General features: G+C 47.1%; 23 protein-coding genes and 1 tRNA gene. 14 read left to right on the plus strand and 10 right to left on the minus strand.

Annotated features, from left to right (window positions below; genetic code table 11):
• The 5 genes from Q0117_RS07450 to Q0117_RS07470 all read left to right on the plus strand — a co-directional run.
• A partial coding sequence (locus tag Q0117_RS07450; protein ID WP_297924208.1) for an MBOAT family O-acyltransferase occupies nucleotides 1-572 on the plus strand: 572 nt, incomplete at its 5' end.
• Nucleotides 573-1,883, plus strand: coding sequence for a DUF459 domain-containing protein (locus Q0117_RS07455; RefSeq protein ID WP_297924210.1), 1,311 nt, complete (start codon nucleotides 573-575; stop codon nucleotides 1,881-1,883).
• Complete coding sequence (locus Q0117_RS07460) at nucleotides 1,876-2,928, plus strand: GDSL-type esterase/lipase family protein (protein WP_297924212.1); 1,053 nt, start codon at nucleotides 1,876-1,878, stop codon at nucleotides 2,926-2,928. The genes Q0117_RS07455 and Q0117_RS07460 overlap by 8 nt, the downstream gene beginning before the upstream one ends.
• Before the next feature lie 365 nt (nucleotides 2,929-3,293).
• The gene (locus tag Q0117_RS07465) at nucleotides 3,294-4,004 is read left to right on the plus strand and encodes a metallophosphoesterase (protein WP_297924214.1); all 711 of its coding nucleotides are present in this window, start codon (nucleotides 3,294-3,296) and stop codon (nucleotides 4,002-4,004) included.
• Between the two features lie 153 nt (nucleotides 4,005-4,157).
• Nucleotides 4,158-4,391: a SelT/SelW/SelH family (seleno)protein gene (locus Q0117_RS07470; RefSeq protein ID WP_291940039.1), complete on the plus strand. Its 234-nt coding sequence runs from the start codon at nucleotides 4,158-4,160 to the stop codon at nucleotides 4,389-4,391.
• A gap of 277 nt (nucleotides 4,392-4,668) precedes the next feature.
• Here Q0117_RS07470 and efp read toward each other — a convergent pair whose 3' ends face one another.
• The gene (gene efp / locus Q0117_RS07475) at nucleotides 4,669-5,235 is read right to left on the minus strand and encodes an elongation factor P (RefSeq protein ID WP_297924216.1); all 567 of its coding nucleotides are present in this window, start codon (nucleotides 5,233-5,235) and stop codon (nucleotides 4,669-4,671) included.
• Nucleotides 5,236-5,323: 88 nt separating this feature from the next.
• On the opposite strand from efp, the gene Q0117_RS07480 reads away from it, so the two are divergent.
• Nucleotides 5,324-6,064 carry a hypothetical protein gene (locus Q0117_RS07480; RefSeq protein ID WP_297924218.1) on the plus strand — a complete coding sequence of 247 codons (741 nt, stop codon included), beginning with the start codon at nucleotides 5,324-5,326 and terminating at the stop codon, nucleotides 6,062-6,064.
• Nucleotides 6,065-6,256: 192 nt separating this feature from the next.
• On the opposite strand, the gene Q0117_RS07485 is transcribed toward Q0117_RS07480, so the two are convergent.
• Nucleotides 6,257-7,087, minus strand: a complete 831-nt coding sequence (locus tag Q0117_RS07485; protein WP_297924220.1) for a hypothetical protein — start codon at nucleotides 7,085-7,087, stop codon at nucleotides 6,257-6,259.
• 37 nt (nucleotides 7,088-7,124) lie between these two features.
• A complete protein-coding gene (locus tag Q0117_RS07490; protein ID WP_297924222.1) occupies nucleotides 7,125-7,934 on the minus strand; it encodes a DUF234 domain-containing protein in 810 nt (269 codons plus the stop codon).
• Nucleotides 7,935-8,035: 101 nt separating this feature from the next.
• Between Q0117_RS07490 and Q0117_RS07495 the strand changes: the two genes are divergently transcribed.
• Nucleotides 8,036-9,376 carry an aminotransferase class V-fold PLP-dependent enzyme gene (locus Q0117_RS07495; protein WP_297924224.1) on the plus strand — a complete coding sequence of 447 codons (1,341 nt, stop codon included), beginning with the start codon at nucleotides 8,036-8,038 and terminating at the stop codon, nucleotides 9,374-9,376.
• A gap of 467 nt (nucleotides 9,377-9,843) precedes the next feature.
• Here Q0117_RS07495 and Q0117_RS07500 read toward each other — a convergent pair whose 3' ends face one another.
• The 7 genes from Q0117_RS07500 to Q0117_RS07530 are packed head-to-tail and all read right to left on the minus strand — an operon-like array spanning nucleotide 9,844 to nucleotide 15,791.
• On the minus strand, nucleotides 9,844-11,667 hold the full coding sequence (locus tag Q0117_RS07500; protein ID WP_297924227.1) for a phosphoethanolamine transferase: 1,824 nt from the start codon (nucleotides 11,665-11,667) through the stop codon (nucleotides 9,844-9,846).
• A 22-nt stretch (nucleotides 11,668-11,689) separates the two neighbouring features.
• Entirely contained in the window at nucleotides 11,690-12,466 is a 777-nt protein-coding gene (locus tag Q0117_RS07505) for an undecaprenyl-diphosphate phosphatase (RefSeq protein ID WP_297924229.1), read from the minus strand.
• Entirely contained in the window at nucleotides 12,453-13,067 is a 615-nt protein-coding gene (gene thiE, locus Q0117_RS07510; protein WP_297924231.1) for a thiamine phosphate synthase, read from the minus strand. Before thiE ends, Q0117_RS07505 begins: the two co-directional genes overlap by 14 nt.
• Entirely contained in the window at nucleotides 13,060-13,596 is a 537-nt protein-coding gene (locus tag Q0117_RS07515; RefSeq protein WP_297924233.1) for a hypothetical protein, read from the minus strand. The genes thiE and Q0117_RS07515 overlap by 8 nt, the downstream gene beginning before the upstream one ends.
• Before the next feature lie 59 nt (nucleotides 13,597-13,655).
• Nucleotides 13,656-14,396, minus strand: coding sequence for a basic amino acid ABC transporter substrate-binding protein (locus Q0117_RS07520; RefSeq protein ID WP_297924235.1), 741 nt, complete (start codon nucleotides 14,394-14,396; stop codon nucleotides 13,656-13,658).
• An 11-nt stretch (nucleotides 14,397-14,407) separates the two neighbouring features.
• Nucleotides 14,408-15,136, minus strand: a complete 729-nt coding sequence (locus tag Q0117_RS07525; protein WP_297924237.1) for an amino acid ABC transporter ATP-binding protein — start codon at nucleotides 15,134-15,136, stop codon at nucleotides 14,408-14,410.
• Complete coding sequence (locus Q0117_RS07530; protein ID WP_291940149.1) at nucleotides 15,129-15,791, minus strand: amino acid ABC transporter permease; 663 nt, start codon at nucleotides 15,789-15,791, stop codon at nucleotides 15,129-15,131. The genes Q0117_RS07525 and Q0117_RS07530 overlap by 8 nt, the downstream gene beginning before the upstream one ends.
• A gap of 169 nt (nucleotides 15,792-15,960) precedes the next feature.
• Between Q0117_RS07530 and putP the strand changes: the two genes are divergently transcribed.
• The 7 genes from putP (at nucleotide 15,961) to Q0117_RS07560 (ending at nucleotide 22,781) form a co-directional block, all read left to right on the plus strand.
• Complete coding sequence (gene putP / locus Q0117_RS07535; protein WP_297924239.1) at nucleotides 15,961-17,469, plus strand: sodium/proline symporter PutP; 1,509 nt, start codon at nucleotides 15,961-15,963, stop codon at nucleotides 17,467-17,469.
• Entirely contained in the window at nucleotides 17,462-18,805 is a 1,344-nt protein-coding gene (locus Q0117_RS07540; RefSeq protein WP_297924241.1) for a DUF2130 domain-containing protein, read from the plus strand. Before putP ends, Q0117_RS07540 begins: the two co-directional genes overlap by 8 nt.
• Before the next feature lie 753 nt (nucleotides 18,806-19,558).
• Nucleotides 19,559-19,708: a hypothetical protein gene (locus tag Q0117_RS10660; RefSeq protein ID WP_366807799.1), complete on the plus strand. Its 150-nt coding sequence runs from the start codon at nucleotides 19,559-19,561 to the stop codon at nucleotides 19,706-19,708.
• Complete coding sequence (locus tag Q0117_RS07545; protein ID WP_297924243.1) at nucleotides 19,674-20,183, plus strand: hypothetical protein; 510 nt, start codon at nucleotides 19,674-19,676, stop codon at nucleotides 20,181-20,183. The genes Q0117_RS10660 and Q0117_RS07545 overlap by 35 nt, the downstream gene beginning before the upstream one ends.
• 252 nt (nucleotides 20,184-20,435) lie before the next feature.
• A tRNA-Ile gene (locus tag Q0117_RS07550) sits at nucleotides 20,436-20,512 on the plus strand.
• Nucleotides 20,513-20,761: 249 nt separating this feature from the next.
• Complete coding sequence (locus Q0117_RS07555) at nucleotides 20,762-22,072, plus strand: dicarboxylate/amino acid:cation symporter (protein WP_297924245.1); 1,311 nt, start codon at nucleotides 20,762-20,764, stop codon at nucleotides 22,070-22,072.
• A 28-nt stretch (nucleotides 22,073-22,100) separates the two neighbouring features.
• Nucleotides 22,101-22,781 carry an amino acid racemase gene (locus Q0117_RS07560; RefSeq protein ID WP_297924247.1) on the plus strand — a complete coding sequence of 227 codons (681 nt, stop codon included), beginning with the start codon at nucleotides 22,101-22,103 and terminating at the stop codon, nucleotides 22,779-22,781.
• Nucleotides 22,782-23,049 lie beyond the last annotated feature (268 nt).

A 23,049-nucleotide genomic window follows, 5' to 3' on the forward strand; every position in this document is an offset into this window, starting at 1 on the left:
AGAATTTAGGCGAGTTTTGGGATCGCTGGCATATCAGCTTATCCACGTTTATACGTGATTATATTTATATCCCGCTCGGCGGCTCGCGCAAGGGTTTTGCACGTACCTGCGTAAATTTGCTAATCGCGTTTGCGCTATCAGGCATATGGCACGGCGCGGGATTAAATTTTTTGATTTGGGGGCTTTTGCACGGAGTGGCGCTTGTGTTTTTAAAATGTCTTGCTAAAGTGGGCGTAAAGCCGCTAAATCCGCATTTGGCGCTATTTTGCACCTATATTTTTGTAAGTTTCGCTTGGATTTTTTTCGCCAATTCCCTTCCAGATGCAGCGGCGATTTTGGGTGCTTTTGCCCGCGCACGAGCTTTCGGAGATATTAGCGAGCTAGCGGTGCTTGCGGTGATTTTAGCGGGGATTTTTGTTTATCCTAAAATTTCAGCTCTTAAAGATACTTTGATCGCGCTTTTTGCCGAGCTGCCGTTTTTGCCTAAAGCTCTCGTGCTCGGCATGATCTTCACGCTGATTTTTGCGCTGATGCCAAGCGGAATTCCAAATTTCATCTACGCAGGATTTTAGATGCTTAGGTTTGTTTCGACTCTGCTTTTTGCGCTGCTTTTCTCGGCATTTTTTATGCAAGGCTCGCTGCTTTATTATTTGGAGCAGCGATTTCACGATGACTTTGGGCTAGAAGAATGGCTGCGCCACTCGCCGTTTCGCGTAGGCGGAGAGATCTACGAAAAGATTGCAAATGGCGCAGATAAGCTTGAGCAGCGTATCAAAGGCGAGGACATTAGCAAGGATGAGGACGCAAGTCCGCATAGCGGAAGCGAAAATTTTAAAAAATCTGCGCAAGATCGTATGGCGGAAAATCAAGCTTTGCAAAGTATGGGGGCGCGAGATCACGATGCTTTGCAAAGCGTTAAGTCGCAAGGTAGCAAGCCGCAAACCCATGCTGCGAAGAATTCTGCCTTAAATAATTCTGCGCATCATTCAAAGACGCGCGATTCGGCGCAGGAGCCTTACGCACCAAATTCCGCTTCTAAAAATTCTACTTCGCAAAATTCCGTGTCACAAAGCCTGGCTACAACAAGCTCTGTGCCGCGCAGCTCCGCTGCGTCGCAAAATCCCGTCACGGCAAGCGCAACCTTGCAAAGCGGCGAAAATTCCAATTCTCAACTCCCTGCTACACAGGCCTTGGAGCAGAATTTAACGACGCAAAGCTCCGCGGAGATTGATGCTAAAATTTCGCTTAGCGACGATGGCAAGATCCGCCTAAATGCAGGCGATGAGGTGCTTTTTATCGGCGATAGCCTGATGCAATACGTGGGGATGAACGCTAAGAAATTTTTCCCGAAGCGAAGCCTGAGGGTGATCGATCTTAGCAAGCAATCTACGGGGCTTGCGAGCAAGAAATCTTTTGACTGGCAAAAGACGCTCGATACCGCGCTTAGAGAGAATGGCGGCGTTAAGCTCGTAGTCGTGCTGCTGGGCGCCAACGACGTCTGGGAGTACCGCGCAGGGGGTAAAACTTATGGCATTAAAACGCCGCGCTGGCGAGAGTTTTACGCCTCAAGAGTGCGCGAGATCTACGATACGGCGCACTCGCACGGCGCGGGAGTGCTGTGGCTAGCGATGCCGTGTATGCAAAAGCCGGATTTTGAGGAGAAAACGCAGCTGCTAAATCAAATATATGCAGACGCCAGTATGGCGCTTGGCGGGTATTTTATGCAAACAACCCCGCTGGTGTGCGAAAAAGGCGTCTATAAAACCTATCTGCAAAGCGGCTCCAAGTTCGTGCGCGTGCGCCAAGACGACGGCATTCATATGAGCAAAGAGGGTTGCGAAGCGGTAGCGAAAGAAATTTTATCAAGGATTGAAGTTGAGTAAATTTATAGTGATTTTATTTGCCGCATTATTAGGCGGATGCGCGGCAAACGCAGGCGTTCGTGGCATAAATTCTGCAAACGCAAAAAGCTCTGCGGGCTTTGGAGTGAAATTTTTTGGTGATTCGCACTTAGGAAGCGATGCGCTGATAGATGCTTTCAGACATGGTTTTTTCGTGCAAAACAGCGTCGGCTTCGTGCCTGCAATGATGCCTAAATATCACAAAAGCGAAAATATAGAATTTAAGCAAAGCGGCTTTAATGTGATCTCGTCTCGCACCGAGCAAGACCCCGATTTTCCGCTATGCGGAGTGATCGCTACCGGCAAAAAGGGCGCTAATGTGCGACTGGAGCTAAAGCAGCTTAGCGGCGATTTTTACGTCGAAATTTTACATAAATCGGATCAGGGCGGCGAGATTTTTCGCGTGCGCGATGCAAGTGGGCTAAGCGCGTATATTTCGCAAGAAGTGCCGCAGAAATGGGAGTATTCTAAGCTGCGACTTAGATTTCCGATCGAAATTCGATCGCTGCGTGACGGAGCAGAGCTTGGAGGATATAAAATTTACCGTAAAAACGCGCGCTTTGCAGACTCTTGCGCGAGCAACGGCGCGTTTAGCAACCTCTACGAAAAATGGGGCGCAGATGCCTTTGGTAGGGATTTTTCGGGACTTAGATACGATCTCGTAGTCATAGCTTACGGTACAAACGACGCAATGGATCCGAAATTTGATGAGCAAAAATTCTACCAAAGCGTCCGTGGGCTGCTTCGCTCTGTCCGCTCTGTAGCTCCCGGTGCGAAAATCCTGCTCGTAGCGCCGCCGCGAAGCCCTAAAGTGCCAAACGCCTCACGCGCTGCGGAGGTGCTAGCGCATCTGGCGCGAGACGAAGGGGCGATGTTTTACGACATAGCCGGTCTTATGGATGAGGATGGCGGCTGGCGCGGCTGGCGCGAGCGTGGGCTGATCCGCCCTGACGAAATCCACTTGCAAAAAGAGGGCTACGAAAAAATCGGCGCAGCGCTGGCGACGAAATTGCGCGGCAGGCTTTAAAATTAATCTTTAAATTTAGGCGGCTCGCCGTAAAATTTACAAAGTTAGTCGCTAAATTTAAAATTTAGCGGCAGTAAGCAAAGCTGCGCCTACTTGGATTTCGCCGCTTAGAATCTGCGCTGCGAAATTTAAAATTGAAAACTGCAGCTTCAAATTTATACGGCAACAAGCTTGATGCCTGTGCTTTTAAAATACGTCGCCTAAATTTACGCTTTTAATTTGGATTAAATTTATGTGGTTACGGCTAGGGGCGAAAGGTCTGTGCGACGCGTGTGCCGCGTAAATTTAGCGCTTCAAATTTCATTCGCATGGGTTGCGACAAAGCGCGGCGAGTTAAATTTAAGAAAGCAAAAAAGGAGAGGCAGATGATATATCTTTGCGGCGATACACACGGCATAAACGAGATCGGTAAAATAACGAACAAGGCTTTTGCGGGCGGGCTTAGCGCCGATGATTTCGTCATCGTGCTCGGAGATTTCGGGCTATTTTGGAGCGAGCGGATAGATGAGTTTATGGCGCGCAAAAATATAGAAAGATATTTCCCCGCTACGCTTCTTTTTATTGACGGCAATCACGAAAATTTCGATATGTTGGATGAGCTGCCGCGCGAGCGGAAATTCGGCGGCACCGTGAGCGTGGGCGGCGAAAATATATTTTGGCTGCGGCGCGGCGAAATTTACGAGATTGCAGGGCGACATTTTTTGTGCTTCGGCGGTGCGCTTAGCGTCGATAAGGCGCATCGGATACCGGGGCTTAGCTGGTGGGCGCGCGAGATTCCAAGCGAGGAGGAGTTTGCTTGTGCTATGCAAAATGCGCGCGATTTCATCGCCGCGGGCGGGCGGATCGATGCGGTGCTGAGCCACACGGCGCCGTGGTTTGCGATGAAATTTTTAAAAGAATACCTTTGGTGCGGCAAAAGTACTCCCGATAAAACGTCTGAGTATCTGCAGCAGATCTTTGAGCTCGTAAGGCCTGAGCAGTGGTATTTCGGGCACTTTCACGGCGATAAGAAATTCCATACGCACGGCTGCGATTTTTATCTCTGCTACGATGAAATTTTAAAATTTGAGGACTAGCTTCAAGCTTGCAGTAGTGAAATTTAGAGCTTTGCAAACGACGAAATTTCGCTCATAAATTTTTAAATGCTGAGGCGCGCGAAATTGAGCCTTTATATTAAAATTTAAGCTAGTTTGGCTACAATGTGGCACTTTTTTTAGAAAGGAATAAAGATGAAGGTTGTAATTACTTATTGTAATTCTTGATCTTATAGACCGCAAGCTCTCCGTGTGAGAGATGAAATAACAAGCGTCTATAAGGATGCAGTTGTCGAGTTGGTCCCTGGTGGCAGCGGAGACTTTCTAGTAGAAGTTGACGGCAGAAAGCTTTTCTTTAATAAAGATTTTGCTAAGCCTCGTTTTCCAAGTGAAGGTGAAATTTTAAATCTAATTAAAGTTGCAGCCTAGCTCAAAGCCCGAAAGTGGGTCGCAAGATTTGCTTTCGGGCGTTTTTTATACTCAAATTTCATATCCCTAAATTTAATCGTAAAACCATCCTAAATTTTGCCAAAATCAGCGCTGCGTAAAATTTAGACTAAATTATCCCGCATTTCGGCGAATCCAAAAAGTCATTTTAATTAAAATTTACGTGACGGTCGCGGTTTAAATTTATCGCTCGGAGTTTATAAATTTTAAAAGAAAGAGGAATTTTTGCGAAATCAAAATTTCGCAAAAACAGGGGGGATTATTTATTTGCGCGCTCGATATACTCGCCGCGGACGGTGTCAACGCGGATGACCTCACCTTCGAGCACGTGAAATGGGATCTGTACCACGGCGCCGGTCTCAAGCGTGGCGGGCTTTTTGTTGCTGCCCTGCGTATCGCCGCGGAAATTTGGCGCAGTTTCTACGATTTTAAGCTCCACCACCTGCGGTACATCCACGCCGATCGCTTTGCCGTTGTAAAACATTATATTTACCATCATACCATCTAGCATCCATTTTTTCGCCTCGCCCACATCCTCGTCGCTAATCGCGATCTGTTCGTAGCTAGCCGTATCCATGAACTGACACGCCTCGCCATCGTCGTAGAGATACTGCATCTCTTTTTCCTCAAGATTCGGCGCCTCGCATTTATCGCCCGCGTGGAAGGTCTTTTCAAGCACCTTGCCATCAATGAAAGATTTTATTTTAACGCGCACGAAAGCAGGTCCTTTGCCCGGTTTTACGTGTTGGTATTCTATGATTTTAAACGGAATTCCGTCCACCTCGATTTTTAGACCTTTTTTTAGATCGCCCATTGAATAAGCCATAAATTTCTCCTTAAATTAATGAGGCGCGATTATAACAAATTTTATTTTAAATTGATATAATTGGCGAAATTTTAAGGGGAGGGAAGCTATGAAAAAAATTATCTACGTTTTGGCTGTATGTGCGGCTTTTGTGCTTGGCGCGAATGCGAACGAAGCGGAGTTCGTAAAAAACCTAAAGCAAAGTCTAAATGATAAAAACGCTCAGCTCATCTCGATCGATAAGCTAAACTCGCTAAACGGGCTAAATTTACTAATCGTCCGCTCGGGCGATAAAAAAGAGGCGTTTTTAGCTAGCGACGACGGCAAAAGCCTAGTGGCAGTGACGGAGGAGCCTAAGCTTGCGGACGCGGCGGATGCAGCGCTATTTAAGATGAGAACTCAAATTTTAAAGGACGCCAGGGACGCCGCCGCGCTTGAGCTGCTAAAGAGCATAGATCCCGCGAGATTTGCCTATATCGAGTCGTTTGATAAAAACAATCCCTATGTGACCTACATCGTGGGCGATCCAGAGTGCCCGTATTGCGCCGAGGAGATGAAAAGGATCACGAAGCATCTTCGCAACAGCAATGTAAAATTGATCTTTGCGCCGGTGCACGGCAAAAGCGCGTTTATCAAATCGGCGCTGATTTTAAAGCATCTAAAAGCCCTCTCGCCGAGCGATCAAAAGGGCGCGATCGACGTGATCGAGAAATACTATAACAAGGACGTGCAGGTAAGCGATGCGGACGTCTCAAAGGCCGAGCTTGATGCCGTGTATGCGGACACCAAGACGCTCTTTTCCAAAGGCGTGATCAAATCGGTGCCATACGTGATCAAGGTGAAAAAATAGTCTAAATTTGAGGAATTTATGGCGCGGGGTTTGTGCGCGGACAGCGCGAGTTTGCTCGCAGTAGTACAAGCCGCCTGCGCGAGCTGAAATTTCACAAAATTCCGCCGCTTTAAAATTTCAAGCGGCGGAATTTCAGTTTTTAAAATTAAACTCTTAAGACTTTGTAATTAAATTTGAAATATAAAATTTTTGCTATCTAAGCCTAATAACGCCGCCGTTTTCATTTAAAATTTTTGTAACTTCGGGCAATTTATATGTTTCCATGCATAATTCATCATTTTGGCTTGCGCCTTTTCGTATCTCCAAAATAGCGTTTTTACCCGTATCGATTGCGGTTATAGTAAAGCAGCTGACATAGCTCGTCGTGCCTATGCTAATCGAGTTTGGAGCTATCTGCTCGACCGTCATGCTTGTTATCTTGTTTGGATTTTCGTCGAATCTACCTTGCGATACGTAAAAATCAATATAGTCTTTTATCACGATTTGCAATTTTTTCGATAATGCCTCGTAGACCTCTTCTTTGCTCATTCTAAGGTCTTCCTTGAGAAACTTTATCTCCTTTCTTAAAAGCCTACATTTCGGGCTGATTGTATCATTTCTGCATTCCTCCAGTAGATAAGTCAGCCTATTTTTAGGCGCTGTAGAGTTTATCGGCAAACCCGTGACGGCTAGAAACAGAAAGCATTCCACGTCGAATTCCGTATTTCGCACCTCTTTGCGCTCGCACATAGCTTTTTGTTTTTCATCTTGCGCCTTTACCTCTTGCCTTGATGCCGCTTGCATCATACTTTTATAGAAGATTTTAAAATACGCCATGACGGCTCGTTCGCAGTTGTCGTAAATCTCTGCTGATTCTTTCGATAGATCGGCTAGGGCGCACGCCTCGGAGACGCTTTTTGCTTTATCCGGATTGGCGGCATAAAAATCCTCCGTTTGAATATCCTCTATTTCTCCCCTATCGCATCCAGCCAAGCTTAAGCTCAAAAGCACGCCTAACGATGCTGCCAAGACCCTATTTTTCATGATAATTCCCTTATAATCATTGATTTTACGTCCGTATTCAAAGTAAAATTTTAAAATCCTCGAGCGAAAAGAGTAAAATTTTATCGCTTTTTAGGTTATGCAGCTCGCCGCTAAAGCCGCTTTTGGAAAACAGCGCGAGCAGATCGGGCGCGAGGTGCGCTTTTTCGCATTTGAGCATGAGCTCGTTTAGCACGTTTTTTGAAATTTTTCGCTCCTTGTATTTGCACTCGCCCGCGACGCAAAAGCTCTCAAATTTCGCGTAGATGTCAATCTCGACCTCTTTGTTCCAGAAGCTTGAAATTTGCGAAATCTCTAAATTTAGATACTTCGCGAGTAGCTCCTTGCTTAAAATTTCAAACCCGAGCCCCGCGTAGGCGTTGAAATCCGCTTTGATTAGGCTTAGCACGCGCCCTATTTCGCCGCGTCGCAGCGCGGGCAGATTCGGCTCGATAAATCTAAACCAAAACCTCGCAAAGTTGCTGCTAAAATGGACCTTGTCGGTGATATGGTAGCGGCGCAGCGCGCGCGGGAGGCGGTCATTTTTGCGCTCTTTTTGCGCCCTTTGCTCGCTTGATTTTTCGGTGATTAAAAACTTCGCGTTTATGAGGTCTGCAGTGATTTTTTGTGCCGTAAATCGCGGCAAGATTTTTGAAATTCCTATTTTTTTGCGGTCGCTTCTAGCAAATTTCATCAGCGCTTTTTTGATCTGCTCTTCACACTCGCCGCCGAATTTAAAGCGCTCGCCGAGACGTTCAAAGCAGAGCAAAATTTCATTTTCGATCGCTTCGAAAACGTCCGCGTAGCCGCTTATACAGCCTATCTCGTCAAATACGAAATGAAACTGCAAAATCGCGTCGATATCGGCATCGCCTAAATTTCGCGCAGTGTCTTTTAGCTCGTAAATTTCGCCCTCCTTGCGGGCGTAATTTTAGCGAGTTTGGATATAATTTGCAAAAATTTTGGAGTCGCGCTTTGGATTTTCAAACGATCAAAGAAAATATCATCTTAAAAGAGGGGGTCAAATACTTCGATTGCGCCGCCTCGGGCCTTGCGTATCGCCCTATAGAAGCGGAGATCGAGCGCGTGCTTGCAACATACGCCAACGTCCACTCCGCAGGCGGAGCCAACGCCGAGATTACGAGCGATTACTACGAAAATGCAAGGGCGAAAATCAAAGAGCTTCTGGGCTGCGAGGAGCGCTACTACCTGATCTCCTGCGGTTTTGGCGCGACCGCGGCGATTAAGAAGCTTTGGGAAATTCTAGGCATCTACCTGCCGCCAGCGACGCGAGATAGGCTCGGCTTGCGGCGCGAGAGCCTAAAAGATCTGCCGCTTTTCATCATCTCGCCCTTTGAGCATCATTCCGTGGAGATCAGCCTAAGGCAGGGGCTTTGCGAGGTCGTGCGCGTGCCGCTGGATCCAAGCGGGCTGATGGACTTTGCGCGGCTGGGCGAAATTTTATCCACAAACAAAGGGCGCGAAATTTACGGCGTGCTTACCGCGGCATCGAACGTGACGGGGCTTAAGCTTGATTACAAGCGTGCTTACTTGATGCTAAAAGCGCACGGCGGGCGGCTGTTTGTGGACGCTAGCGCGCTCATCGCGCACGAAAACGTAGATCTCGGCTTTTGCGACGGCATGTTTTTCGGCGCACACAAGCTTTTGGGCGGCGTGGGCGCTAGCGGGATTTTGGCGGTGCGAAAGGAGCTTTTGCGCGGTGAGGAGCCGACATTCGCGGGGGGCGGCACGATCAAATACGCAGATGCCCTAACGCAGCGCTTTATAATCGATAAGGAGCGCTTAGAGGAGGCGGGCACGCCGGGTATCATCGCGCTGGTGCGAACCTATCTTGCCCTAAAGCTTCGCAAAAGCGCGGGGCTAGAGGCGATCAAATCGCGCGAAGAGGCGATCTGCAGACGTTTCATAAGCGAAATTTCAAAAATCCCCGAGATTGAAATTTACGGCAATCTGACCGCGCCGCGCGTGCCGATCTTTGCTTTCAATATGCAAGGGCTTGGCGCGGATGCGCTAGCCGGGGTGCTCGGGCAGAAATTTGAGATCCAAACCCGCGCAGGCTGCGACTGTGCAGCACCTTACGGCTTTGATCTGCTCGGCTTACAGCCCGATACCGAAATGTCGCGCAAACCCGCTTGGGTACGGGCTAGCTTCTCGTTCATCCACGACGAGAGCGACGTGGATTTCTTGGCGGAGGCGCTAAGACAGATCGCTCAGATCCGCGATAAAATCACCTTTGTAGCGGGCAAATACCGCTGCGGCAGCGTAAATTAAGCTCGCTAAATTTTGTAGCAATAGCCGCTTTTAAATTTTACGGCTTAGAATTTTGAAATTTTAAATTGCGAGCTGAATTCTGGCGGTAAATTTTGTGCTGAGGAGTTTTGCGCCGTGAAATTTAAGCGGTAGAATTCCGTGCCGTGCGGATAAATTTTTACACCGCCAAATTTTAAAATTCCGAAATTTCAAAATTTCGCTATTCGAATTAGCTTTGCAAATTTTATATTTCGTGAACGTATGGAAAATTCTGCGTTGTGGAATTTTAGCCGCCAAATTTTGAAATTTTACAAAGCTGAATTTTACTCGGCAGACTTCTGCGGCGAGAAATTTTACTGCATAGCCCGTGGCGGCGAAAATATGCGCCCGTGCGAAAACTAAATTAAGGCGCGAGCCGCTTGCGATAAGAGCGTAGATTTTAAGAGGCGAAATTCTGCGCTGCTAAAAGGCGCAAAATTCCACCGAATTTACTCGCCGAATTCCTTCTGCAGCCTATAAACCTTATCGTAATCGACCCCCTCGATGATGCGCGGACGCGAGGCGTTAAAATCAGCATTGATCACCGAGCGAGCGGGATCGTACTCCGGTAGATCGGTCATCTCTAAAATTTCTGCAATCGCGTGGATGAGATCGTCGTTTAAAAACGGCCTATTTTTGGCTGCCGCGATGCGCGCCCAAAGATCAGCGTTTTGCTCTTTGAACTTATCCGACGCCATGAAAATCAGCGGGATTTCGAGCGTGAAGCGGTTGATGCCGCCGTGGATCAGCTTGCCGCGGTATTGATAAAGACTCTGAGCGTGGTCGCTGAAATAGACTATCAGCGTGTTGTCGCTCGCAAAAATTTTATAAATTTCGCTCACGATAAAATCGTTGTAAGCCACGGTGTTTAGGTAGTGTGCAAGCTCTTTTTTCTGCCCCTCATCAAGCGGCTCGCGCGAGATGTCCGCGGCGCTAAATTTAGCAAAGCTTTTCGGATAGCGAAACTCGTAGCTCGGGTGCGAGCCCATTAGATGAAGGATGAAAAATTTATCCTTCATCTGCGTGCCGCCCACCTCTGCGGCGGAGCTTTCATCCTTGCGTGCAAGGGGCGATTTTCTCGCGCCCGATTTGAAATTTTTTATACTCGGAAGCATAACTTCGTCGAGCGAGTAGGCGTATTTGTAAACCGGGATCTGGTTCGTAAAGTCCGAGTGATCCGTCATCTGCGCGCTCGCGCCGCTTGCGACCGCCCACTGCCCGTAGCGCTCCTGGTTGCTGATCCAAAAGGTCTCGTAGTTTGCCAGCCGTGCGAGATTTACGATGTCGAGGTTGGCGCTCCACGGGCGCTGTTTTTCGCTCTCGTAATTTCCGAAATTTAGCACGTATTTTAACACGTCGTTGGTCTTGGCACCCGGCGAGACGACGTCGCTAAAAGCGATTAAATTTCCGCTTTGCTCAAGCGCTTGCAGATTCGGCGTAGTGGGCAGATAGTAGCCGTATAAGCTCATAAAATTTCGCTGCAGGCTCTCTCCGATGATGGAAACGACGTTTGAGATGCGGTTTGGCGTGGTTTTATGCGAATGCGAGGTGTAAATGCTTTGGTATCCGGCTTGCAGCTCGCGCACGCTTTTAAAATCGGCGCCGAAATAATCCTTCGTAACGAAAGCAAAGTTATAAATCGGAATTTTATTTAGCGCGATTATGATGCTGGCGCGCATTTTCGAGCTTTTGGCTACGTAGCTTTTAAACGCCGCATGCGCGATAAAAACGAGCAAGCTAAGCAAAAAGGCTAGCTTTATCGCGCGACATAGCTTCATCCGCACTCGCTGGCTCACTCTAAGCCTAAGAGCGGCGAAGACGAAGATCAAAAGCGCCAAAAAAGCCGCGATAAGCTTGAAATTTAAAAACGCATGCGCGAACTCAAAGGCCTCCTTAGGCGTCGTTTGCACTAGCGCGTCCAGCGTGCCGTGCGAGTAGGTAAGCTCCAGGCTAAAGATCAAAAAAATCTGAGCGATCGAGAAGGCTACGTTTATCGCCAATAGCGCAAAGGCGAGAATTTTATATAGCCTAGCGCTGTAAAAGCTAAGCGCGTAAAGCGCGAAAAAAAGTATCGTCACGCCGCAGATCGCAGACGCCACGAAAAACAGCGCCTGCGCGGGGAGTATCTCGCCGCCGCGTGCGATAAGAAGCAACCCAAGCGATAAATTTAATGCTAAAACTAGCGCGTATGCGTTTAACACTGCGCCGTCAAATACCGATAGGAGGCTAAATCTGTCTTTCAAAAATGCGCCGATATTTTTTGCTAGGCTCATGAAATTCCTTTGATGATTGCGTTTAAAAAACGAAGATGAAAAAGATAGCGCCGATTAGAATTCTATAAATTCCAAACGGGATGAAATCAAACTTCGAAACGAAGCTTAGAAATAGCTTGATCGCCGCAAGCGCCACGACGAACGCCACTACGCCGCCTACGAGAAAGGTCGTGATATTGTCGGAGTTTTGCGCGAAGGTGTCTAAATTTTTATAGGTGTCGTAAAAAGTCGCCGCAAACATCGTAGGGATCGCGAGCAGGAAGCTAAAGCGCGCGGCTAGGTTTCTGCTTAGCCCGCACAAAAGCCCTGCGATGATGGTGGCGCCGCTGCGCGAAGTACCCGGCACCATCGCAAAACATTGCGAAAGCCCGATGATAAAGGCCTGAGCGTATGAAATTTGATCCAGATGCTCTAGCTCGCCGTCCCTAGGGCGCGCCTTGCGAAAGAGCTCGACTGCGATAAAAATAACGCCCCAGCCGATCAGCGCGTAGGCGACGGTCTGCGGCGCGAATAGCGATTTGATGCTTTTATACAGTAAAAAGCCGATCGCTGCAGTGGGGATGAAACCCACGACGAGCTTGCACCAGAGCTTAAAATCGACCAAAAGCCGCTTGTAAAACATCGCGACGACCGCTAGGATCGAGCCTAGCTGGATAACGACCTCGAAGCATTTAAGCGTGTCGGTCTGCTGCAAACCCATCAGTTTAGCGGCCAGGATCATGTGCCCGGTCGAGCTTACGGGCAGAAACTCCGTCAGCCCCTCGACGATGCCTAAAATCACGGCGTCAAATATATTCATCCATTTTTTCCTTTAAATTTGCTAAATTCTGCGTAATCGAAGCGGGTCTGTAGATCGCCTCTACCATCGCGATATAATCGGGCTTGAGGGCTAAAATTTCATTTAAATTTTCTAAGCTTATACCGCCGATTACGGCGATTGGAAGGTTTAAAGATTTTCGCGCCTCTTGCACGAGCGCATCGGGGCAAAGCGGCGCATCGGGCTTTGTCTTGCCGCGCCTTAGCGAGCCGAAGGCTACGTAGCTAGCGCCCTGCGCCTCGGCCTTTTGCGCGCGAGTAAGATCAGCATAGCAGCTAACGCCGATGATCTTATCCGCGCCTAAAAACTCGCGCACCTGCGCCGTCTCGCCGTCATCCTTTCCGATATGCACGCCGTGCGCGCCAAGCTTTTTGGCGAGCGCCGCATCGTCGTTGATGATGAGTTTGGCGCCGTAATCTTCGCAAAGACCGATAAGAGAGCGGATTAAAGCTTCATCCTGCGCGGCGAGCTTGCTGCGATACTGCACGAGCTTTACGCCGCAGCGCAAAATTTCATCTATCTGCGAAAAGATAGTTTGCGGCGGCGTTAAGACATCGTTGCTAAGCGCGTAAATTTCACTCATCTATCTTTTTCGGCATCGGCACGCCGTTTAGAATGCAGTTAGTAACATCCCAAAATTTTGCGCTATACATTCCGCGTTTAGCCTCTTTGGCTTCCTCAGCGGCTTTTAAAAGAAGTTCGCTATCGTCGGTTATCGGTACGGCAAATCCCGCCGCCACTAGGTCCAATCGCAGATTGCTTTTAGGATCGCTTACGTCGCAAATATAGGCGTCATTGCCACGATCAATTAAATTTACGTAGTAGCGCTTGCCGGGTTTTATCACAGACTCGAGAGCTTTTTTATATTCTTTGTCGAATTTTTTAAGCTCCTTAGCGTCCGTTATGCACCTAGAAGTGCCCGCGGCGATTATGTTTAAATTTTTTAAGTCGCAGGGAAAGAAACGATCTTTTTGAGCCTTTCTGAAGGTAAAAACAAAGGTTCTGCCGTCATCGCCAAGACCTGCAAACGCAGCGATGCCGTATCTATCTTTTTGCTCCGCAAAGCTCTGCGTGCAGAGCAAAATCGCAAGTGCTAAAAATATCTTTTTCATAGGATTCCTCTTAGGCGGCGCAAATTCCTATTGCAGAATTTGCGCCTAAATTTTGCGGATTATTTTAAATTATACTTTTCCAAAAGCTTTTCGTAGCTGCCGTCCTTTTTCATCTCCTCAAGCGCTGCGTTAAACTTAGCTAGCAGCTCGGGATACTTGCCCTTATCGAATGCGATCGAAAAGCCTTCGCTGCCGTCGGATTCTTTAAAAAATGCGGTTAGATCGTCATTTTTCTTAAGATACTCGTAGCCCACGGATGAATCCACGCAAAGTGCGTCGATCTTTTTGTTTTTAAGCGACATGACGGCTACAAAAACGTTCTCCGTAGCGCTAACCTCGGCGCCTTTGATGTCTCTGATCGCAAGCTCCTGAATAGTGCCTAGCTGCGCGGCAAGGCGCTTGCCCTGCAAGTCGGCTTTGGAATTTAACGAGCTATCGTCCTTGCGTTTGACGTATAAATTTTCGACCTTGTAGTAAGGAGCCGTGAAATCGATAGCCTTTTTACGAGCCGGCGTCGCGCTCATTCCCGAGGCGATCATATCGATTTTGCCGCTTTTAATCGCAGGGATTAGCCCGTCAAAGCTCATATTTAAAATTTCATATTTCACCCCCGCGCGCTTGGCAAGCTCGGCTACCAAATCCATATCAAAGCCGGTGACTTTGGAGTTTTCATCCACAAACTCAAACGGCGGATACTCGGCGTTCGTGCCTACGATAAGCGTATCTTTGGTGATGTCTTTAGCGACTAGCGAACCGCAAAACAACGCGCTCGCAACTAGAAATCTCATAAATTTTTTCATTTCCCTCTCCTTTAGTGGTTTAAAATTTTATTTAAAAATTCTTTCAATCTCGGATTTTGCGGATTTTCAAATACGTTTTTAGGCGTATCGTCCACAGCGATCTTGCCGCCCTCCATAAAAAAAATCCTATTCGCGACATTGCGTGCAAAGCCCATCTCGTGCGTTACCACAAGCATCGTAATGCCCTCTTTGGCGACCTCTTTCATTATACCTAACACCTCGCCGATCATCTCTGGATCTAATGCCGAGGTGGGCTCGTCGAATAAAATCACGTCCGGATTTACCGCCAAACTTCTAGCGATTGCGATGCGTTGCTTTTGCCCGCCGCTAAGCTTGTGTGGATAAGTATAGGCCTTATTGCTAAGACCGACCTTTTGCAGCAGCTCCTCTGCTTTTGCGTAGGCTTGTTCTTTAGTATAAATGCCCGCTTTTATGGGCGCTAGAGTTAAATTTTCCAGCACGTTTTTATTTGCAAAGAGGTTGAAATGCTGAAAGACCATACTAACTTTGCGGCGAATTTTATTAATATCAGTGTGCTTATCGGTAATATCCTCGCCGTCTATTTTAATAGTGCCGCCGCTTGGAATTTCAAGCAGATTTAAGCAGCGCAAAAAGGTCGATTTGCCGCCGCCGCTTGGACCGATGATCGCTACGATATCGCCTTTATTTATGGTCTTTGAAATTCCTTTTAATACCGATAAATTGCCGTAGGATTTGGTTAAATTTGATATTTCAATCATTGCGGTTTAGCCTACTTTCTAGCATTTTTACTAAAAACGAGAAAAATTTCACGCTTGCATAGTAAAGCACTGCGGCAAAAAGTATCGGCTGGACGGTATAAAGCGCCGCCTGCATGCTTTTTGAAAAGAATGTAAGATCGGTAATTGCTACGAGGCCCACGACCGAGGTTTCTTTAAAAAGGCTTATAAATTCATTCGCAAGCGCGGGCAGGATGTTTTTTATCGCCTGCGGAAAGACGATCTCTTTCATCGCTGTGCCGTAGCCTAGACCCATCGCACGCGCAGCTTCCATCTGGCCGCGATCGACGCTATTTATACCGCTGCGCACGATCTCCGCGACGTAGGCGGAGCTATTAAGCCCTAGCGCAAAGATCGCAGCTGCGATATTATTGCTCCACGTAGCAAAGATAATAAACACGAACACCATAAGCTGGATAACGATTGGAGTTCCGCGGATGATATCTACGTATTCGTCGATAATGAAGCTTAAAAATTTATTGTTTAGAAATTTTAAAAATGCCAGCATAAATCCTAATGCGATACCGATCACAATGCCGCCGGAGGTCAAAATAAGAGTGATGCCGTAACTTTTGGCGTATGAAATTTTTTGCGCTTCGCTCAGTTCGGGATAGGTGAAATAAAGCCCCACGGCGATTACAGTCAAAACAAATACGACCTTTAAAATTTTCTCGTTCAACCAAGGCGCCTTTTTCTTAAAATTTAAACGGTAAGAATACTAAAATTTCGTTAAAATCTGGCTAAATTCCGAAAGTAAAATTTTATTTGAAATAGAGTAAAATTAGCTTTTTTAAAAGGAGGCAACGATGAGCTTTTGGACCTATTGCGCAATCGCGATATATTTCGGCGCGCTTATTTTTATAGGTAGGTATTATTATGACAAGAATGCGAGCTTAAGCGAGTATCTGCTCGATAACCGCCGCCTGGGCCCATTCGTAACGGCACTTAGCGCGGGCGCTAGCGATATGAGTGGCTGGATGCTTTTGGGAGTGCCGGGCGCGATGTTCGCAACGGGGATTTGCAATATCTGGATTGCCCTAGGACTTTGCGTGGGCGCGTGGTGCAACTATAAATTTCTTGCAAAAAGGCTTAGAATTTACACCGAGGTAGCAAGCGACAGCGTCACGATCCCTGATTTTTTAGAAAACCGCTTCAAAGACCATACCAAGACGCTTCGCATCATCTCCGGGCTTTTGATCATCATATTTTTTACGCTCTATGTTAGCAGCGGCATCATCGCTGGTGGCAAGACATTTGAGAGCTTTTTCGGGCTAAATTTCACCTACGGCGCGGTCGCTACGATCTTAATCGTCGTGTTTTATACCTTTTTCGGCGGATTTAAGGCCGTCGCGATCACGGATGCGTTTCAGGGCGCGCTGATGTTTGCGGTGCTTATTTTGATCCCTCTGTTTTCTTATCGCGCGCTGCAGATCCCTGCGGACAGCTCCTTTTTGGCGCAGGTGCGGCTATACGGCGCGAGCCACCTCGATCTATTTTACAATCAAAGCTTCTTGGGCGTTTTGGGCCTACTTGCTTGGGGGCTCGGATACTTCGGTCAGCCGCATATCATCGTGCGTTTTATGGCGATTAGAAGCTCGCGCGAGCTTGATAGCGCGCGCCGCATCGGAATTTCGTGGATGGTGCTAGGACTAGTAGGCGCGATGCTTAGCGGCCTGATCGGCTTTGTGTATTTCTCGCAAAAGGGCCTTAGCATAGACGATCCCGAAAAAATTTTCCTAGAGCTTGGCAAAATTTTCTTTCACCCATTCATCCTAGGCGTGATAATCTCTGCTGTGCTGGCGGCGATTATGAGCACTATCTCAAGTCAGCTTTTGGTAAGCGCGAGCGCGGTTACGAAGGATTTTATCTTTGCGTTTTATAAAAAAGAGGTGAGCGAGCGCACGCAGACGCTAAGCAGCCGCATCGCCGTCGTGATCATCGCCGCAGTCGCTGCGATCTTGGCGTTCGGCTCAAACGATACGGTGCTAAACGTCGTGGGTAACGCTTGGGCGGGATTTGGCGCGAGCTTTGGAGCGGTGCTGCTTTTCAGCCTGTATTCTAAAAAGATGAGCGCACTCTCGGCTCTAGTAGGCATGCTCGTAGGCGGTATCACGGTCATTTGCTGGATCTTATCGGGGCTTTCGGCGGTCGTTTACGAGCTGCTGCCCGGTTTTTGCTTTTCGGCGCTTGCGATACTGCTCGTAAATCGCTACAACTCCGTGCTCGATAAGATGGCGGATGAGCCCAATGCGGCACAAATTTCGCAGGAATTTGAAAAGATGAAAGAGCAGAGTTTGGGAAGCAAAAATGGCTAACGTAAAGTGCCCGCACTGCGGCTCGCAGATCGATATAGACGAGGCGCTGCAGCGCGATATCAAGGCCAAATTTGAAGATGAAATTTTGCAGCAGAAGCGAAAGTGGCAGCAGCAGCAAAACGAAGCCACGCTTAAATTTGAAGCCGAGATCGCCGCTAAGCGCGAGGAGTACGCGAAGCATCTGGCGCAGCTGCAAGCGAAGGAAAACGCATTCGAGCAGCGCGTAAAAGCGGCGACCGATTCCGCGCTAAACAGCGAGCGGGAGAAAATTTTAGCGCTCGCAAAATCTCAGATCGAGAGCGAAAATGCGGCGAAATTTGAAATTTTACAAAAGGAGCTGCAAGAAAAATCGCAAAGAATTTCCGAGCTAAATTTAATAAAGGCCGAAATGGAAGCGCAGAAGCGTAAATTTAGCGAGCTTGAAGCCGAGAATAAAGCTAAATCCGAGATCGAGCTAACCAACCGCGTAAACCAAGAGCGCGAGCGGCTTTCGAAGCAAATTTCGCAGGAAAACGAGCTGAAATTCCGCCAAAAAGATGAGCAGATCCAAAGCCTGATCGGTCAAATAAACGAGCTCAAGCGCCGCTCTGAGGTGGGCTCGCAGCAGCTTCAGGGCGAGGTACAGGAGCTCGCGCTGCAGGAGTATCTGCGGCTAAACTTTCCTTTGGACGAGATAGATGAGGTCAAAAAGGGCGCGCGCGGCGCGGACTGCGTACAGATGGTGCATACGAGGGAGTTTGCGGGCTGCGGTAAAATTTTATACGAGAGCAAGCGCACGAAAAGCTTCGAGCCCAAATGGATCGACAAACTCAAAGACGATATGATAGGCGAGGGCGCGCAGATCGGCGTTATCGTCACCGAGCAGATGCCGCCTCACAGCCCTAGGCTGCACCAAGCGCCGAGCGATGCTAGCATCTGGATCTGTTCGTTTGAGGAATTTAAGGGGCTTTGCGCCGTCTTGCGCGAACACGTCGTGGCGCTTGCGTTTGCTAAAAGATCGGGGCAAAATCAAGATAGCAAAACGGCGATGCTCTACGACTATCTAACCTCGCCCGAGTTTGCAAACCAGATAAAGACGATCGTATCGGCATTCGTCGGCATGCAAGAGAGCCTAAATAAGGAGCGCAACGCGATGGAGCGCATCTGGAAACAGCGTGAAAAACAGATCGCGCGTGCGCGAGACGGCGCGATCGCGATGCACGCAAGCATCAGAAGCATCGCAGGAAACGGCGTAGCGCAGCTGGAGGACGTCGATGAAATTTTAAGCCTCGAGGCGATCGCGGCGGAGAGCGAAGCGGACGCGCTTCAAAACCAAGACGGCGACGAGACGCCATAGCGGCGTGCGGACGTGTCGCCGTCTGAACGAAATGCGAGGCGGCCTTGCGTCGTGAGGCTGAAATTTTGTAAAGTAACGCGATATTTGTCCGCGGACAAGCGGTGCTAGAATTTCAAGAAGTAATTGCCGTCTGCTTTTGAGTTTGCGAGGTTGGAATTTTGCTTGCGAATTTTATACTGGCAGAAATACGCCGCACTGTGTAGAGTGGAAATTTCACGTGTAAAATTTTAAATTAATAATTAAGGAAGCGCTGCATGTTGCGAAAATTTGATTTGGAATTTCTATCTTGTATCCCAATTAGGAAGATTTTGCGCTAAAAGCCATAGTAAAATTTTAAGAATTCGCTTCGCCGTATCGTAAAAATTTTAAAATTTTGATCTGCAAATTTCATGAAAATTTATAAAATTTTTTAAATTTCTGCGTCGAAATTTTAGAATTTCTAATATTTTTTAAAACAAATTTAAATTTTTTAAACACCATCGCCGCAGTTATTTGCATACTAAAATTTTATCGATGAAAAGCGTTTGTTGCCAATCGTTAAACCCCATCCCTTATCATTCCGTAGTTGTTTTGCGCATGGAAAATTTTGCGCGTACAAGACTCGTTTTGTGCGGCATAGCGTGCGGGTCGCATTAAATACGCCGCAAAAGCAATGGTAGGCTGTGCAACGTCTGTAACAGGCGGCTTGCTTGATTTACATAATTTATAAAGAGGTAAAATATGCGTATTTTAGGCAACATTATTTGGTTTTTTATGGCTGGTTGGATCCTTGCTATCTTGACCTATTTGTCGGGTTTAATCCTTAACCGTTTTAGTCGAACTGCTCCCGCGGGATTAGGTCTTATGGAATACGGCAAATTCTTATTTTTTGCCCTTTACACACGATATGGTGCGCAAAAATAAAAGCTCGCTTGCCGTCGCCGCAGTGCCGCTACAAAACTGCGAATACGACGTAACGCCCCAAAAAGTATCCGTAGCGACGATAATAGCTACAGTTTGTATCGTAGCGATTGCCTTGCCTGCAGTAGCGATTGCGGAACCGGGGCTGACTACTAGAGATGATGCGGAGATTTCTAGATTAGCGACAAATTTAAGTACCGTTAAATACGATCTAGACGCTTACTATATCTCCCAAGGCAAATTCGCATCCGATTTTTCGGTTATGACGAATGTTCCGCTAGAGCCTAACGGAGCGAATTCTGCGTATCTAAAAAGCTTAAAGGGAGATAAATGCTTCCTAATCAGCGTGGATGGCAAAAAGAAAACGATCACTATCGCAAAAGGCCCCGATGCCGAAAATAACATCTGCCGGGGAGCGTATGAGCTACCCGGCGTCCCTAAAATGTTATCGGAGCCTATTCAAGTAAAAAGCTATTAATTCACGCGATTTAAGGGCGGATTAGATTATGGCGGCGGATTTAAGAGCCGGAATATATAAATTTTGTCTTAAATTTACGCCGCTTTGTGCGCACGAAAGTGATCTGATCGGAAATCAGATAAAGTCGCGCGCTCTGGCGTGAAATTTAGCCACAATTTGAGCGGGCCTAAGTTTCATAAAATTCTGCGGTTAGAATTTTAACGCCGTTTTAAGATTATTTTTGTAAAATCACATTTCTTTTTCACCGCTGGCGGGCTCATAGCTCAGTTGGTTAGAGCATCCGGCTCATAACCGGATGGTCCTAGGTTCAAGTCCTAGTGAGCCCACCACCACAAAATTTTAGCTTTTTACCGCATCGAAATTCGCAAAATTCTATAAATTTCATGCGTCGTTTTTCCTTTGAAATTCCGCTTCATAACTTCAAAAGACAAAGCTTGCCGCATAATTTCAGCTTTAAAATTTGGTTAAGCTCGCGATTGAATTTTCAAATTTAACTTTCATTTGGCGACCGATTAAATTTTATTTTATGGCAAGTTGCAGTAGAATTCCGTTAAAATTCTTAGTGCAGGGAGATGTCCATGTCAGAAAATCAAACGAAAAAAGGCGGAATTTTAGCCTTTTATTTTAACTCAAGCTTACTTTGGCGCATCATTATCGCTTTAGTGTTGGGCTCTGCGATTGGTATGTTACTACCTAAAAATATGCCGGTGGGTGATACCACGTGGGTGGCGATTTTAACGCCTTTGGGAGATCTTTTTGTGAGACTTTTAAAGATGATTATGGTGCCGATCATTATCTGTTCGCTCATCGTGGGCACGAGCAGCATCTCGCCCGCGCACCTGGGCAAAGTAGGCGTTAAGGCGATCATATTTTACGCTATAACGACGCTTTTTGCGATCGTCATCGGCCTAGTGTGTGCGTTTATATTTTCTCCAGGTAGCGGGCTTGATCTAAGCGATGCGTCCAAGGCTGTCGAAAAGGCAGCGAACGCGCCTAGTATGAGTAAAATTTTGCTTAATATAATTCCTACGAATCCTTTTGATTCCATAGCCAAGGGCGAAATTTTGCCGATCATCGCGTTTTGCTTATTTCTTGGCGTAGGGCTTGCGTTTTGTCGCGACAGTAGTGATGCTCGTATTAAAAATTCCGCTGATACGGTTTATAATTTTTTCGATGGAATGAGCGAAATTATGTTTAAGGTCGTGCACTGGGTAATGCAATACGCACCAATCGGCGTTTTTGCGCTAATGTTTGTAGTGTTTAATAAAAGCGGTATCGAGGCTTTCAGCTCGCTATTAAATGTCACGATTACCCTATACGTGGGACTTGCGATTCAAGTATTTGCGGTTTATTGCGTTATTTGTATGCTTATCGGAGTTAGCCCGATTAAATTCCTTAAAAAAGTGCGTCCGCCGATGCTTACGGCTTTTGTTACCCGCAGCTCCAACGGCACGCTTCCGATTACGATGCAAACCGCCGAAGATATGGGCATTCCAAAGGCGATCTACGGCTTTGTTTTACCTGTGGGTGCTACGGTGAATATGAACGGCACGACCGTGTATTTGGGCGTGTGCACGCTCTTTATCGCTAATGCTTGCGGTATCGATCTAAACAGCAGCCACTACCTCACGATCATCATCACTTCGATGCTTGCGGCGATTGGAACTGCTGGAGTTCCGGGAGCCGGTGCGCTAATGCTGCTTTTAGTGCTCGAATCTATCGGCGTCAAGGTAAGTGGTAACGTAGCGATCGCTTACGGAATGATTTTGGGCATTGACGCGATTTTGGATATGGGGCGAACCTCGATGAACGTAACGGGCGATGTTGTCGCGTCAATCTACGTCGCAAAGAGCGAAAACGAAATGGATATGAGTAAGTGGGAGAATTAACCCAAGTAAAATTTAGAAAGGACGAGCTATGAAAAGAGTTGGAATTATCGGCGGAATGGGGCCTTTGGCGAGTGCGGATCTGTATATGAAGATCATAGAAGAGACTGCGGCGAGCAGCGATCAAGAAAATATTCCGCTTGTAATCGATAGCTATCCGCAGATCGAAGATCGCACGGCGTTTATCTTAGGCAAAGGTGAAAATCCGCTTCCGCGCCTAAGCGAGAGCGCTGTTAGGCTCAAAAATGCAGGCTGCAAGGCGTTTGCGATGGCGTGTAACACGGCGCATTTTTTCGCAGACGATGTAGAAGCTGCGGCGGAAATCCCGCTAATTCATATTGCTGAGGTCACCGTAAAAGCGATCCGCAAAAATTATCCAAACGCCCATAAAATAGCTGTGCTAGCCACTATCGGTACAAAAAAAGCTAAAATTTACGACGATCCGCTTAAAGAAGCAGGGCTAATCAGCGTGGAACTTGGCGAAGAAAATCAAGCGGTTTTGATGGATTGCATCTACAAAGGAGTTAAGGCGGGCAAGACTGCCGAATACGTGGGGGCTTTTGAGAATTTGCTAGGCAAAATCGATGCTGATATTTATGTCGTTGCCTGCACTGAGCTGCCGCTATTTTTGCCGTTAATCAAAAGCGATAAAATTTTCGTCGATCCTACTAGAGAGCTTGCCAAAGCGATCGTGGAATTCTCAAGATCATAGAGCCGCAAGGCTTTGCAGGCGCGAATTTTAAACCGCAAAATTTTACGATGATCTAAGTCATAGAATTTTGCGGAATTGCGTTGGCTCAAAATTCCATCGAGGCGGAATTTTACGATAGCAAAATTTCATCACAGCATTTTAAACTTAAAATTTTGTCAAAATTTAATCCGTAAGATCCAGAATGTAAAACCTTCGAAGTAAAATTCCGTAACAAAATTTAAGCTAAAATTTCATTAAATTTGACCGTTTCTAAAGCCCGAATTTACTA

Source organism: uncultured Campylobacter sp., from assembly GCF_937997535.1.
Taxonomy (GTDB): Bacteria; Campylobacterota; Campylobacteria; order Campylobacterales; family Campylobacteraceae; genus Campylobacter_B.